This window comes from Saccharibacillus endophyticus (assembly GCF_013185185.1).
Lineage (GTDB): Bacteria > Bacillota > Bacilli > Paenibacillales > Paenibacillaceae > Saccharibacillus > Saccharibacillus endophyticus.
The window spans coordinates 152460-165157 of the sequence record NZ_JAAZWE010000002.1 but is presented as its reverse complement, the minus strand read 5'-3'; the positions used below and the strand labels follow the sequence as shown (position 1 = coordinate 165157).

At 56.2% G+C, this 12698-nt stretch carries 14 protein-coding genes; 13 read left to right on the top strand and 1 reads right to left on the bottom strand.

What is annotated here, in order from left to right; all coding sequences use genetic code 11:
- Window positions 1–13 precede the first annotated feature (13 nt).
- The 4 genes from HRQ63_RS06635 to HRQ63_RS06620 all read left to right on the top strand — a co-directional run bounded on the left by HRQ63_RS06635 (window position 14) and on the right by HRQ63_RS06620 (window position 3304).
- The gene (locus HRQ63_RS06635; protein WP_172240990.1) at window positions 14–910 is read left to right on the top strand and encodes an SMP-30/gluconolactonase/LRE family protein; all 897 of its coding nucleotides are present in this window, start codon (window positions 14–16) and stop codon (window positions 908–910) included.
- A 227-nt stretch (window positions 911–1137) separates the two neighbouring features.
- On the top strand, window positions 1138–1743 hold the full coding sequence (gene rsmD, locus HRQ63_RS06630) for a 16S rRNA (guanine(966)-N(2))-methyltransferase RsmD (RefSeq protein ID WP_172240987.1): 606 nt from the start codon (window positions 1138–1140) through the stop codon (window positions 1741–1743).
- Window positions 1743–2246, top strand: coding sequence for a pantetheine-phosphate adenylyltransferase (coaD, locus tag HRQ63_RS06625; RefSeq protein ID WP_037282478.1), 504 nt, complete (start codon window positions 1743–1745; stop codon window positions 2244–2246). The genes rsmD and coaD overlap by 1 nt, the downstream gene beginning before the upstream one ends.
- 32 nt (window positions 2247–2278) lie before the next feature.
- Window positions 2279–3304, top strand: coding sequence for a SepM family pheromone-processing serine protease (locus tag HRQ63_RS06620; protein ID WP_172240984.1), 1026 nt, complete (start codon window positions 2279–2281; stop codon window positions 3302–3304).
- A gap of 285 nt (window positions 3305–3589) precedes the next feature.
- On the opposite strand, the gene HRQ63_RS06615 is transcribed toward HRQ63_RS06620, so the two are convergent.
- Entirely contained in the window at window positions 3590–4852 is a 1263-nt protein-coding gene (locus tag HRQ63_RS06615; RefSeq protein WP_172240981.1) for a nucleotidyltransferase, read from the bottom strand.
- Window positions 4853–5192: 340 nt separating this feature from the next.
- On the opposite strand from HRQ63_RS06615, the gene HRQ63_RS06610 reads away from it, so the two are divergent.
- The 9 genes from HRQ63_RS06610 (at window position 5193) to fabF (ending at window position 12696) form a co-directional block, all read left to right on the top strand.
- A complete protein-coding gene (locus HRQ63_RS06610) occupies window positions 5193–5702 on the top strand; it encodes a YceD family protein (RefSeq protein WP_172240978.1) in 510 nt (169 codons plus the stop codon).
- Window positions 5703–5770: 68 nt separating this feature from the next.
- On the top strand, window positions 5771–5944 hold the full coding sequence (rpmF, locus tag HRQ63_RS06605; protein WP_018975076.1) for a 50S ribosomal protein L32: 174 nt from the start codon (window positions 5771–5773) through the stop codon (window positions 5942–5944).
- A 459-nt stretch (window positions 5945–6403) separates the two neighbouring features.
- Window positions 6404–6976 carry a transcription factor FapR gene (gene fapR, locus HRQ63_RS06600; protein ID WP_037282468.1) on the top strand — a complete coding sequence of 191 codons (573 nt, stop codon included), beginning with the start codon at window positions 6404–6406 and terminating at the stop codon, window positions 6974–6976.
- A gap of 24 nt (window positions 6977–7000) precedes the next feature.
- Entirely contained in the window at window positions 7001–8077 is a 1077-nt protein-coding gene (gene plsX / locus HRQ63_RS06595) for a phosphate acyltransferase PlsX (RefSeq protein ID WP_229714263.1), read from the top strand.
- Window positions 8077–9066: a beta-ketoacyl-ACP synthase III gene (locus HRQ63_RS06590; protein WP_172240975.1), complete on the top strand. Its 990-nt coding sequence runs from the start codon at window positions 8077–8079 to the stop codon at window positions 9064–9066. Before plsX ends, HRQ63_RS06590 begins: the two co-directional genes overlap by 1 nt.
- Window positions 9067–9156: 90 nt before the next feature.
- Complete coding sequence (fabD, locus tag HRQ63_RS06585; protein WP_172240972.1) at window positions 9157–10092, top strand: ACP S-malonyltransferase; 936 nt, start codon at window positions 9157–9159, stop codon at window positions 10090–10092.
- A 39-nt stretch (window positions 10093–10131) separates the two neighbouring features.
- Window positions 10132–10881 (top strand): 3-oxoacyl-[acyl-carrier-protein] reductase, encoded by a 750-nt coding sequence (gene fabG, locus HRQ63_RS06580; protein ID WP_172243327.1) that lies wholly within the window; start codon window positions 10132–10134, stop codon window positions 10879–10881.
- 216 nt (window positions 10882–11097) lie between these two features.
- Window positions 11098–11331, top strand: coding sequence for an acyl carrier protein (gene acpP / locus HRQ63_RS06575; protein ID WP_037282458.1), 234 nt, complete (start codon window positions 11098–11100; stop codon window positions 11329–11331).
- Window positions 11332–11451: 120 nt separating this feature from the next.
- Window positions 11452–12696 (top strand): beta-ketoacyl-ACP synthase II, encoded by a 1245-nt coding sequence (fabF, locus tag HRQ63_RS06570; RefSeq protein ID WP_172240969.1) that lies wholly within the window; start codon window positions 11452–11454, stop codon window positions 12694–12696.
- The last annotated feature ends 2 nt before the right edge of the window (window positions 12697–12698 follow it).

The following is a 12698-nucleotide window of genomic DNA, read 5'->3' as shown; positions in this document are numbered from 1 at the left end:
AAGGGGCATTCTTATGCATGAATTGAAGGACATCCAGCTGCAACCGGCATCCGATTATCGAGCGGTGCTCGGCGAGGGACCTTGCTGGCTGGAAGACAAACAAGCTTTGATGTGGGTGGATATTGAAGGAAAACAGCTGCGTTTTTATTATCCGGGCGACGGTCGCGAAGAGGTCTACGAGCTGCCGGAACGCGCAGGAGCCGCAGTCGGCTTTTCCGATCGCAAGGTTGTGCTGGCGCTGGAGAGCGGTTTTGCCTATTATGATTTGGATGCGCGCGCAACGACGCCGATCCATGATCCCGAAAATCGGGAAGACAATCGCTTCAACGACGGGAAATGCGATGCTGCCGGACGCTTCTGGGCGGGTACCATGAGTCTGGTCGGCAAAGAGAAGCAGGGCAATTTCTACTGTTTGGAAGGGGATTTGTCCGTCCGGCATATTTTCGGCGACGTCTCGACGTCCAACGGCTTGGGCTGGAGCCCGGACGGCACGGTGATGTATTACATCGATACGGGCACGAGCAAAGTACAAGCTTTCGAATTCGACGTGGAAAAAGGAACGCTCGGAGCAGGACGTACCGTGGTTTCGTTCGAAGAGGAAGAAGGCTGGCCGGACGGCATGACGGTAGACGCCGACGGCAATCTGTGGATCGCCCACTACGGAGGCGGCCGCGTCAGCAAGTGGGACCCGGTAGCAGGCTTGAAGCTCGAAGAGATCATGGTTCCGGCTCAGAACGTGACAAGCTGCGCTTTCGGCGGAACGGATTACAGGGAGCTGTATATCACGACGGCTGCCGACGGAGTCTCGGACGAAGATCGGGCCAAGCTGCCGCTGACCGGTGCTTTGTTCGTTTGCCGCCCGGGGGCGCAGGGGCAGCCGATGCATGTGTTCAGACCGCAATCGATCTAAAAACGAGCGAACAAGAAGGCTGCACGGCTCCTGCGGGAGGCTGGGCAGCTTTTTTTGTAGGTCTTGCTGATCGGCTTTCAAAGCCGATTCGCATCGTTTTCCTCGCCGCCTCGTTGTGTTACGATGAGACAAGCCGATATTCGTGATCTTGTCTCGAATTAAGGTAAGATTAAAGCGATACGGAGCCACTAAGGCACAGCATGAGTAGAAACGGGAGGATTTCACGAGTGAGAGTTGTAGCGGGAGAAGCCAAAGGAAGACCGCTTAAAGCCGTACCGGGCAAGGGAACGCGTCCGACTACGGATAAAGTCAAAGAAGCCATTTTCAGCATGATCGGCCCCTTTTTCGATGGAGGAGTCGCGCTTGATTTGTTCGCGGGAACCGGAGGGTTGGCGATCGAGTCGCTGAGCCGGGGAGCGGAACGAGCGATTTTCGTTGACGCAGACGCAAAAAGTATCGAAGTGGTACGCGCGAATTTAAAAGCAACCGGATTCGAAAAACAGTCCGAGGTCTATCGAAACGACGCGGAGCGTGCGCTAAAAGTGTTGGCCAAACGGGATACCGCGTTCGACTTGGTGTTCCTTGACCCGCCTTACCGGATGAAAAACGGCGATGAACTCCTGCTTCGGATGGAAGAATCCGGTCTGCTGCAGCCGGGTGCGGTGATCGTGTTGGAATACGAATCGTCGCATGAATATCCGGAAGCCTTCGGTTCGTTCAGCTTGAGACGCAAAGCCGTATATGGAGACACGGCCGTTTCCATCTATGATTGGGAACCGCAAAAAGATGCGGAGGAGCAGGAAGATTCCGCGGAGGAGGATTCGGAAGCCTGATGGAACAAGAGAAGAAAATCGAACGCATTGCGGTCTATCCGGGCAGCTTTGATCCGGTGACGCTCGGGCATATGGATATTATCCACCGGGCAGCCAAGCAGTATGACCGACTGATTGTGGCGGTCCTCAACAATTTGAGCAAAAAGCCGTTATTCAGCGTCGAAGAGCGGGCGGAGCTGCTGCGTCAAGCGACGGCGGATCTGCCGAATGTCGAAGTTGACGTATTCCGCGATTTGCTTGTCAACTACGTGGATCAGAAAAAAGCGCAGGTCGTCGTACGCGGCGTGCGTTCGGTAACGGACTTCGAATACGAGCTTCAGATTGCGACTACGAACCGGAAGCTGAACGAGAATGTGGAGACCATTTTCATGATGACCAATCCGATCTATTCGTATCTCAGTTCCAGCGTGGTCAAGGAAATTGCCCAATTCGACGGCGACGTGAGCGAATTGGTTACGCCTGAGGTTCGCGCGGCCTTGAAAGCCAAATTGCACGGGGAATGACCGCCTTCACGTAAAGGAGATGAACGACCGTTATGCTGCGTTCCAGACTGCCGCGGATTCGGACTCTGGCTTATTTGCTGTGTCTTGCCTTGCTGGTTTATGTCGTGGTCTACATGCCGACGTCGTACACGATCGAACGACCCGGCAGCGCGGACGATGTCAAGCCTATGGTTCGCGTAGCGGGCGCTGACACGGAAGAGCTGGGAACGTTCATGATGACGACCGTATCCGTGACCTATGCGAACCTGGCTTTGCTCGGAATGTCGTTATTCGACGACAATGCGGATATCGGCGAACGCAACAAAGACCAAGACGACGACGAATACCGCATTACGCAACAATATTATATGAATTCTTCCCAATCCTCGGCGATTGCGGCAGCGTACCGGGAAGCGGGCGTTGCTTTCGACGTGGAGACGGAATACGTCTTTATCACCACCGTGCCCGATCAAGACCCGCAGCAGAAGGAATTCGTGGCGGGGGATAAGATTACGGAAGTGGACGGTCAAGCCGTGGCTACGCTGGAGGATCTGCGCAAGCTGCTGGAAGGCCGTTCCGCCGGCGATGCCGTCGCCGTATCGCTGGAACGCGGCGGTAAGACGGTTGAACAGCGCGTGAAGCTTGTGGATATTCCGAACGGCGACGGGACGACCCGTTCGGGGTTCGGCGTGTCGACGGGGGAAGTGCTGCGCATCGACCCGGACAATCCGGCCGACGAAGTGGAGTTCACGCAGACCCAAGTAGGCGGGCCGTCGGCAGGCTTGATGTTTACGTTGGAGATTTACAATCAGCTGACGCCGGGAGATTTGACGCGGGGCTATCTAATCGCGGGTACGGGCACGATCAAATCCGACGGCACCGTGGGAGAAATCGGCGGCGTCCAGCATAAGATCGTAGCGGCCGAGCGAAAAGGGGCAGAGGTCTTTTTCGTGCCGGAAGGCAATTATGAAGCGGCGAAAAAGAAACTGGACGAGACCGGCGGCCAGATGCGGCTCGTCCCTGTGAAAACGTTGGAAGACGCGTTGAATGATATTCAAACGCTGCCGGATAAACGTTAGAAGTCGAATATGAAGAATAAAGGCGGGCATGCGTTTATTGTCCGCATGATCGGTCCTGGTCCCCTTACCTTGGCCGAATCCAATTTGAGATTTGCGTTCGAAGCAAGCCGACGATTCGCCGACTCTAAGCGTCATCTCGATCCGTTATAGGTGATCGCCTCCTGAGCAAGCTTGCCCGATCGGGTCTGACGCATGCAGGTTGAGCGGGGACCGGCGCATGGACTGGGCTAAAAACGACGGTCTGATCCGGCGCGGAGCGAACAGCCGATCATTTCAAGTCGCCTTTTAGCGGCCGTCGCTGTCCGAATCGCCGAAAATGATCGGCGGCGCGTAATAATCGGCGTACATCTCTTTGGTCTGCGAAGAAGGAAAAGCGGAAGCATGAACGGCAGAAGCCCGAATATCGAGCTGAAGTTGCGGATGATCGAAATCCGCAGCCCGCACGACGATCGGAAGCTTGGCCGTTTTTTTCATGGTTTTGAGCAGGGCGCGGCCTTTCGGCGAGAAGCCGAGCACGCGGATGTACTGCGGGCCCCGGGCGAGGCTGTCGCGGCCGAACAAGGGACCGCCGTGGTTCAGCAGCGCGTGCGCCAGCAGCCGCTGAAGACGGGTGCGCGTGTAGCGCTTGGTCTTGATCGCGGCGAGCAGCGCCTCCACGCCCGGTACGGGCAGGCGCGGCAGCGCGGCGGCGATGCGGTGCTCCAGGCCCTCGGCGACTTCGGGGACGAGGGCGAGCTCTTCCGGCGCGCGCGTGATCAGCGCGGCTAGCAGAGGCTGCGCCAGCGCCTCCCAGCCGGCCGTCAGGATGCGGCCGGCCTCCGCTTCGCGGCGCAGCACGCGCAGCGATCCCGCAGGGAGGTACGGGGCGGCTTCGTCCAGGCCGCCGGTTCCGCGCGCGAGCGCGGCGCGCACGGCGGTGGCGCTGGCGATTTCGCCGCCGGCGGGCAGGCCGGCATCGTGGTAGCCGGCCTGCTCGCGCCGCACGGCGAGCGGCGCCATGGTGCTGGCAAGGCGGCGCAGCGCCAGCACGTAATGCAATCCGAGCGTATCGTTCGGATTGCCCAGCAGGGAGGCGGCTTGCGATCCGCCGCCGCCCTGCTCCGAGGCCGCCTTCGCGTAGGCGGCCGGAAAGCTCAGGCCCTCGGCCAGGGCCTGCTTCAGCGCCGCTTGCATGACGGGCGACTCGCCGCCCTGCATGCGCGCAGCAAGCTCTTCGAGCGGCGCGACCTCGCCGCTCTCGCTGCCGAAACAAATACTGCCTGCGACGCCTGTGGCGTCCAGCAGCGCTACCGCGCCGAAGGCGAACCATTCCGCGGGCTGAAGCGCGTAAAGAACCGGCAACTCAATCACCAGGTCCACCCCTGCCGCCAAAGCCATCTCCGCGCGAGCGCGCTTGGACAGCAGCGCCGGTTCGCCGCGCTGGGTAAAAGGACCGCTCATCACGGCGATCGAAGCTTCTGCGCCTGCCGTTTGGAGCGATCGCTGCAAATGCAGTCGATGTCCGTTATGGAACGGATTGTACTCAACGATCAATCCGACCGTTTTCATATGAAAGATCAACTCTTTTCTCTTAACAAGATGGAATTTATGTGGTAGAATAAACCTTCGTCCGGGATTTCCCGGAATATTTTTTTACGCCGCGAACGAAAGTGCCGAACATTGTGGTTTCGGATGACACAGTTTGTCCGTTGATGCGAGCTGAGTGGAAAGCCGTAATCAGCATGCGCTTCTCCTAGCTTACACGTGCAAAAGCTTCGGCGAAAGGGTGAAAAGACTCTTCAAGCCGCGCCGCGCGCCGAAAAGGGCGTAAATGAAAAATACTTGACTGACTGTTGACAAAACAGAAGTTAAGTCGATATAATAACTTTGTTTGTTTGGAGTGATGAATATGCGTCTGCACTTGCGCAGAACGATTCAAAACGGCGAACCGGTTCAGTTGAGCGGCAATGTGCCGATTGAACGAACGATCGAAGGTCGTACGGACGTGATTTCCGCTTCTCCTGTTTTGGCCGAACTGACGGCTTCGCCGTCGCTCGACGGAACAGTAGGCGTGAGCGGAACGCTTACGGGACATTTGGATATGGTTTGCTCACGTTGTCTGGAGACGGCTCATATCGAATTGGATATTCCGTTCGAGGAACGATTCAAGCAGCGTGAAGAAGACGAAGCGGACCTTGAAGACGACGAGGACATGATCCTCGCGGACGACGACGTGATCGAGCTGTCGCCTTATCTGGAAGAATACTTGACGCTGGGCATGCCGAGCGCGCCGCTGTGCAAAGAGGACTGCAAAGGACTCTGCCAGACGTGCGGAAGTAATCTGAACGAGACGGCCTGCGGCTGCGACAATACGGTAATCGACCCCCGGCTTGCCGGGCTCAAAGATTTCTTTAAGTAAGCTCGTGAGTGATCGGGCAGCAGCACCCGGCCTTCGGGCCGGTTGACTTGAATAAGGAGGTGTTAAACATGGCAGTACCTCAACGGAGAACGTCCAAAACGCGCCGCGACAAACGTCGCACGCATTTCAAGCTGGCGGTGCCGGGCATGGTGAAGTGCGAACAATGCGGAGAGCTCAAACTGGCTCACCACGTATGCAAAGTTTGCGGAACTTACAAGTCCAGAGAAGTTATTTCCCAATAATTCTCGAACGATGATCGCTTGTCGATCTTGAGGAAGCCTCGCCATTCGGCGGGGCTTTTTTCATTGCTTTTCATATTGGAACAAGAGGGGACGAACGCTTCGGCTTTCGTTCCCTCTTTCCTTTTTTGGCGGAATGATTTATACTAGCGGTTAGTACCAGGTTCTAAAAGTCTTCGCGGCGGACCTACATAAGAAGCGCACAAGATTGCGCGGCCTTCGCGAAGCTCTGATTCAAAGGGGAAGCGGCCCGGTAACGGGCGCATATAATCGGACTTAGTACCTTGTCGACTCTTAATCCTTACTTCTAACGTTGACAAGGTATAAGTACCTTAACCGCATCAAATCTAAGGTTTTCGAGAGGCGTAACCTAACCTCTTAAGCGGTCAAGCTACTCACATTATCATTAGGCGCTTTGCGGATCTGGGACGCCCCGGGCGTCCGGCAAAGGAGGAGACCGGCATCGAACGTTTACCAAAACGTCAGCGTCAACAGAGACTTGTCGAGTTGATCGACGAGAATCCGTTCGTGACTGACCGGGAACTGACACGCCGCCTTAAAGTCAGCATCCAAACGATTCGCCTCGACCGGATGGAGCTCGGGATTCCCGAGCTTCGCGAGCGAATGAAGCTGATGGCGGAACGGTCTTACGATCAAGTGCGGTCGCTGGCTGCGGAAGAAGTCATCGGCGACATTATTGATCTTCAGCTTGACCGAAGCGGGATTTCGATCTTTGAAATTCGCGACGAACATGTATTCAGCCGCACGCAGATTGCGCGCGGACACCATATTTTTGCCCAGGCCAATTCGCTTGCGGTTGCGGTGATCAACGACGAGATCGCGCTGACGGCATCCGCGGACCTGCGCTTCGTGAGGCCGATTCATCTCGGCGAGAAATGCATTGCCAAAGCTTATGTCCGAAGCAGTCCGGGCAAGGCGGGAAGAGCCAAGGTTGAAGTGCTGTCCTATGTCGGCGAAGAAATGGTATTCCAAGGAAACTTTATCATCTACCGGTCCGACGACAAGAACCGGTAATACGGTCAAAAGGAGGACGCGGAAATGATTATTGCAATAGACGCGATGGGCGGCGACCATGCACCGGATAGTGCGGCGGCAGGTGCATTGCAAGCGGCTGCCGAGTGGAGCGACGTCACGATCAAGCTGGTCGGCGATGAAGCGAAGCTGGCGCCGCTGATCGGCGAAGGCAAGCCCAATCTGCAAATCGTTCATGCTGGAGAAGTCATCTCCGGCGACGATGAACCGGTTCGGGCCGTTCGCCGCAAAAAGGATGCTTCGATGGTCGTGGCGGGACGCATGGTCAAGGAAGGCGAAGCCGACGCCATGATCTCGGCAGGCAACACCGGCGCCCTGATGACAACGGGACTTCTCGTCGTCGGACGAATGAACGGCGTGGAGCGCCCGGCGCTGGCGCCGATGATTCCGACGCTCGACGAAAGCGGGCAAGGTACATTGGCACTTGATCTTGGAGCCAACATGGATGCCAAGCCGGAACATTTGGCGCAATATGCTCTGATGGGGAGCTTATACCGCGAAAAAGTACACGGCATCGCCAATCCTCGCGTCGGCTTGCTCAATGTGGGAACGGAGCCGGGAAAAGGCAATGAGCTGACGAAAGCCGCATTCCCGCTTATTTCCGAACTGCCTATCAACTTCGTGGGCAACGTTGAAGCTCGTGACATTTTGGACGGGGTTTGCGACGTGCTTGTGTGTGACGGCTTTGCAGGAAATATCCTGCTCAAAGCACTCGAAGGCACGGCAGGAGCCGTATTCAAATTATTGAAACAGGAATTAACTTCTTCATTCAAAGCTAAGATCGGCGCGGCGCTTGTGATGCCTCAGCTTCGCGGCCTCAGATCGAAGATGGATTATAAAAAGCATGGTGGCGCGCCCTTGCTCGGCCTGAACGGGTTGGTCATCAAGGCGCACGGGTCTTCTGACGCCGAAGCCATCAAAAACGCTGTGCGTCAAGCCAAGATCGCATTGGAAAGCCAGCTGGTTTCAAGTATTTCCAGCAGTATGCAAATCATGGTGCGCGAGCAAAAACAGACAGATGAACAAGACGCGGCATACGAACAAGAAAACGAGCAAATCAGCGGGAAGCGAGTGACGGATTAATGAAGAACTTACGGCCGGTCGGCGTGATCGGAGCGGGCAAGTACGTGCCGGAGCGGATTTTGGATAATGCAGAGCTTGAAAAAATGGTGGAGACGAACGACGAATGGATTGTCAGCCGTACCGGAATTCGCGAGCGCCATATCGCCGCGCCGGAACAAGCGACATCGGATCTGGCTTACGAGGCTTCGATCAAAGCGCTGGCTTCGGTGGGCATCAAGCCCGAAGAGTTGGACTTGATCATTGTAGCTACGATTACGCCGGACACTTCTTTCCCTTCGACAGCCTGCATTTTACAAGATAAATTGGGCGCGAAAAAAGCGGCGGCGTTCGATCTGAGCGCGGCATGCTCGGGCTTCGTATACAGCTTGGCGGCGGCAACCGGATTTATCCAAAACGGCATGTACAATAACGCGCTGGTCATCGGTGCGGATACGTTGTCGCGTATTACCGACTACACGGACCGCAACACTTGCGTCCTTTTCGGCGACGGAGCCGGCGCGGTAGTGCTGGGCGAAGTTCCTCAAGGTCGCGGCTTCCAATCGTTCGATCTGGGAGCGGAAGGCGCAGGAGGCGATCAACTCAAGCTGCCTGCCGGAGGTTCGCGTTTGCCTGCTTCTGCGGAGACCGTCGACGCCAAACAGCACTTTATCTACATGAACGGCCGCGATGTATTCAAGTTTGCGGTGCGCGTCATGGGCACTGCAACGGAAGAAGTGCTTCGCAAAGCCGAAATGACCAAAGACGATATCGATTTATTCATTCCGCACCAAGCTAATATTCGCATTATCCAATCGGCGATGCAGCGTTTGAATCTGTCCGAAGATCGGGTGATGATCAATGTTGATAAATATGCCAATACGTCGGCAGCATCCATTCCGCTGGCTTTGGTCGAAGCTTACGAACAAGGACGCATCAAAGAAGGCGACCGCGTCGTTATGGTCGGCTTCGGCGGCGGCCTGACTTGGGGCGGAGCTGCATTGATCTGGTAATAGGGTAAAAGGACTTGATCGGCTGCATATCGCAATTTGGGTTTCCCGAAAGACGGTGCGCGATTCCAACAGAAACGAGGAATATTCACGATGGGCAAAATAGCATTTGTTTTTCCCGGACAGGGTGCGCAGAGCGTGGGCATGGCCCGCGATGCTTATGATGCACTTCCGGATGCCAAAACGCTGTTCGATACGGCGGACCGTACGCTCGGATTCGATTTGACCAAGCTTGTCTTCGACGGACCGGTCGAAGATCTGAAGCAAACCGCCAATACGCAGCCTGCGTTGTTGACGGCAAGCCTTGCTTTGCTGCAAGCTGTTCAGGCTAAAGGAATCGAAGCCGACTATGCAGCGGGGCACAGCTTGGGCGAATACAGCGCCCTGGCAGCGGCTGGCGTGCTTTCTTTCGAAGACGCGGTCGCGGTCGTGCGTGCGCGCGGCCAATTCATGGAAGCGGCCGTTCCGGGCGGGCAAGGCGCAATGGCGGCCGTGCTTGGCGCAGACCGCAGCAAGCTTGCGGAACTGTGTGCCGAAATTTCGGCGGCAGGCACGATCGTGGAACCGGCCAATCTCAACTGTCCCGGACAGATTGTGGTGTCGGGCTCGTCAGAAGGCGTGGAAGCGCTCAGCGCCCGCGTCAAAGAAGTCGGAGCGAAGCGCGCGATTGCTTTGGAAGTTAGCGGGCCTTTCCATTCTTCCTTGATGAAAGAAGCGGCAGAAAAGCTTGGAGAGAAGCTTGCGGACGTGACTTTCAATGAAGGACGTCTTCCGGTTGTCGCGAATGTTACGGCACGTCCGGTCAATGGAGCGGAAGCGGTACGAGACTCGTTGATCAGCCAAGTTTATTCCCCCGTTCTGTGGGAAGATAGCGTACAATGGTTGATTAGCGAAGGCGTGGATACTTTCGTCGAGATCGGACCGGGCAGCGTATTGGCGGGACTGATCAAGAAAATCGACAAATCCGTACAGGTGTTCAGCGTGAACAGTCTGGCAGCCGCGGACAGCTTGGCCGAAGCGCTGGCTTAAGCGGCGCGATAATGACCGAACAGGAGGTTAGCATTGAATATGGAACAGCCGATCAAAGGACAAAATGCACTGGTTACAGGCGCTTCGCGCGGAATCGGTCGGGCGATCGCGCTCGAACTGGGACGCCGCGGAGCGAACGTGGCGGTCAATTACGCCGGCAACGAAGCTTCCGCGCTGGAAGTGGTGCGCGAGCTGGAAGCACTCGGCGTAAAAGCCGCGGCGTTCAAAGCCAATGTAGGCAAAAGCGCGGAAGCGGAAGAACTGGTCAAAGCGGTAGCCGCCGAGTTCGGAAGCGTGGATATCCTGATTAATAATGCGGGAATCACTCGCGATAACCTTGTGATGCGCATGAAGGAAGAAGAATTCGACGACGTGATCGAGACGAATCTCAAAGGCGTGTTCAACTGCATCAAGGCGGTAACGCGGCCGATGATGAAGCAGCGCTCCGGCAAGATCGTCAATATTTCTTCGGTCGTCGGCGCGATCGGCAATGCCGGTCAAGTCAATTATACGGCGGCAAAAGCGGGCGTGATCGGCATGACCAAGTCCTGCGCGAGAGAGTTCAGCAGCCGCGGCATCACCGTGAACTGCGTGGCGCCGGGCTTCATCGATACCGACATGACGGATGTTTTATCCGAAGAAATCAAGACGGGACTGCTTGCGGGAATTCCGCTGAATCGTCTCGGCCGTCCGGAGGAAGTCGCGACGGCCGTTGCTTTCCTTGTTTCGCCTGACGCTTCGTATATGACAGGACAAGTCCTGCATGTCGACGGCGGCATGTATATGTAAACCCTAGTAGCTTGACCAATCTTAATCAGAGGTTTGTGTTCATCTGAAACGTGCACGCTTTAGGTACGCTTCATCTGGACGCAACCCTAAATTTAACTTGGTCAAGCTGCTGGATGGAAATGGGGTTACAAACGTTTGTTTGCAAGCCCGGTCCGTAAACAGTGGCATTTTGGCGAAGCTTCTCGTATAATACCATTTGAAGAGGAGGTGAATCGGATGTCTGATGTAATGGAGCGCGTAACTCGCATCGTCGTGGACCGCCTGGGTGCCGACGAAGCGGAAGTTACGCCAACAGCTTCTTTCAAGGAAGATCTCGGAGCGGACTCGCTCGACGTGGTCGAATTGGTAATGGAGCTTGAAGACGAGTTCGACTTGGAGATCTCTGACGAAGACGCAGAGAAAATCACGACCGTAGGTGACGTTGTAAGCTACATACAATCGCATACCTAAGGACGTTTAAGGGTCCCGCACCGTGCTTTTTACGAAGCCGGCTCGGGACTTCTCCTACATTATGGAACAATAATAAGACTTCCCGTCAAGCGGGAACTCGCAAATATAGAGGTGGCCCATATGGAGCAGCAACATAGAGTAGTCGTTACCGGTATGGGAGTCGTGACTTCCCTCGGCAAGGACGTGGAAACGTTTTGGAACAGTTTGCTCGCGGGCAAATCGGGGATCTCGAAAATCGAGAGCTTCGACGTCAGCGAGTATCCGACGCAGATTGCCGCGGAGATTCACGACTTCAATCCCGAAGACTACGTAGAACGCAAGGAAGCGCGCAAGATGGACCGCTATGTGCAGTTCGCTTATGCAGCCTCCGCGCAAGCCCTGCAAGATAGCGGATTGAAGATCGGCGATTCGATCGAAGCGGAACGTATCGGCGTGATCGTCGGTTCGGGTATCGGCGGTCTGGGCACTTGGGAAGACCAGTTTACGACATTGTTGCAAAAGGGACCGAAGCGGGTCAGCCCGTTCTTTATCCCGATGATGATCGCGAACATGGGTTCCGGCGACGTATCGATCAAATTGGGTGCTAAAGGCCCTAACACATCGGTCGTGACCGCTTGCGCGACAGGCACGCACTCGATCGGCGATTCGTTCAAGCTGATCGCGCGCGGCGATGCCGACGCGATGATCTGCGGAGGCGCGGAAGCGACGATTCGTCCGACGGGACTGGCCGGATTCTGCGCGATGCGGGCCATGTCCACGCGCAATGACGATCCGGCCAAAGCAAGCCGTCCGTTCGACAAAGATCGCGACGGATTCGTAATGGGCGAAGGCGCGGGCGTATTCGTTTTGGAATCGCTGGAACATGCTCAAGCCCGCGGCGCGCATATCTATGCGGAAGTGGTCGGTTACGGTCTTAGCGCGGACGCGCATCATATGACCGATCCCGATCCGGACGGCGCCGCTCGCTGCATGACGATGGCTTTGAAAAGCGCGGGTCTTCAACCGGAAGACCTGGATTACATTAACGCGCACGGCACATCGACTCCGGCGGGCGACAAGTCGGAAACGACCGCGGTCAAAAAAGCGCTCGGCGAACACGCAAGCAAAGTTGCGGTCAGCTCTACCAAATCCATGACCGGACACCTGCTCGGCGCAGCCGGCGGCGTGGAAGCCGTAATCTGTGCCCTGTCTCTGGAAAATCAGATCATGGCACCGACGATCAATATTGACAATCAGGACGAAGCGTGCGATCTCGACTACGTACCTAACGTGGCTCGCAAAGCGAACTTGAACGTAGTGATGTCCAACTCGTTCGGATTCGGCGGACATAACGCTTCCGTCATTCTTAAAAAATTCGAAGCGTAAGG

What these genes read in the sequence shown, in the direction of transcription:
- HRQ63_RS06635 (WP_172240990.1), top strand. Translation starts at nt 14, where the DNA reads ATGCATGAATTGAAGGACATCCAGCTGCAACCGGCATCCGATTATCGA.
- coaD (WP_037282478.1), top strand. Translation starts at nt 1,743, where the DNA reads ATGGAACAAGAGAAGAAAATCGAACGCATTGCGGTCTATCCGGGCAGC.
- HRQ63_RS06620 (WP_172240984.1), top strand. Translation starts at nt 2,279, where the DNA reads ATGCTGCGTTCCAGACTGCCGCGGATTCGGACTCTGGCTTATTTGCTG.
- HRQ63_RS06615 (WP_172240981.1), bottom strand. Translation starts at nt 4,852, where the DNA reads ATGAAAACGGTCGGATTGATCGTTGAGTACAATCCGTTCCATAACGGA.
- HRQ63_RS06610 (WP_172240978.1), top strand. Translation starts at nt 5,193, where the DNA reads ATGCGTCTGCACTTGCGCAGAACGATTCAAAACGGCGAACCGGTTCAG.
- rpmF (WP_018975076.1), top strand. Translation starts at nt 5,771, where the DNA reads ATGGCAGTACCTCAACGGAGAACGTCCAAAACGCGCCGCGACAAACGT.
- plsX (WP_229714263.1), top strand. Translation starts at nt 7,001, where the DNA reads ATGATTATTGCAATAGACGCGATGGGCGGCGACCATGCACCGGATAGT.
- HRQ63_RS06590 (WP_172240975.1), top strand. Translation starts at nt 8,077, where the DNA reads ATGAAGAACTTACGGCCGGTCGGCGTGATCGGAGCGGGCAAGTACGTG.
- fabD (WP_172240972.1), top strand. Translation starts at nt 9,157, where the DNA reads ATGGGCAAAATAGCATTTGTTTTTCCCGGACAGGGTGCGCAGAGCGTG.
- fabG (WP_172243327.1), top strand. Translation starts at nt 10,132, where the DNA reads ATGGAACAGCCGATCAAAGGACAAAATGCACTGGTTACAGGCGCTTCG.
- acpP (WP_037282458.1), top strand. Translation starts at nt 11,098, where the DNA reads ATGTCTGATGTAATGGAGCGCGTAACTCGCATCGTCGTGGACCGCCTG.
- fabF (WP_172240969.1), top strand. Translation starts at nt 11,452, where the DNA reads ATGGAGCAGCAACATAGAGTAGTCGTTACCGGTATGGGAGTCGTGACT.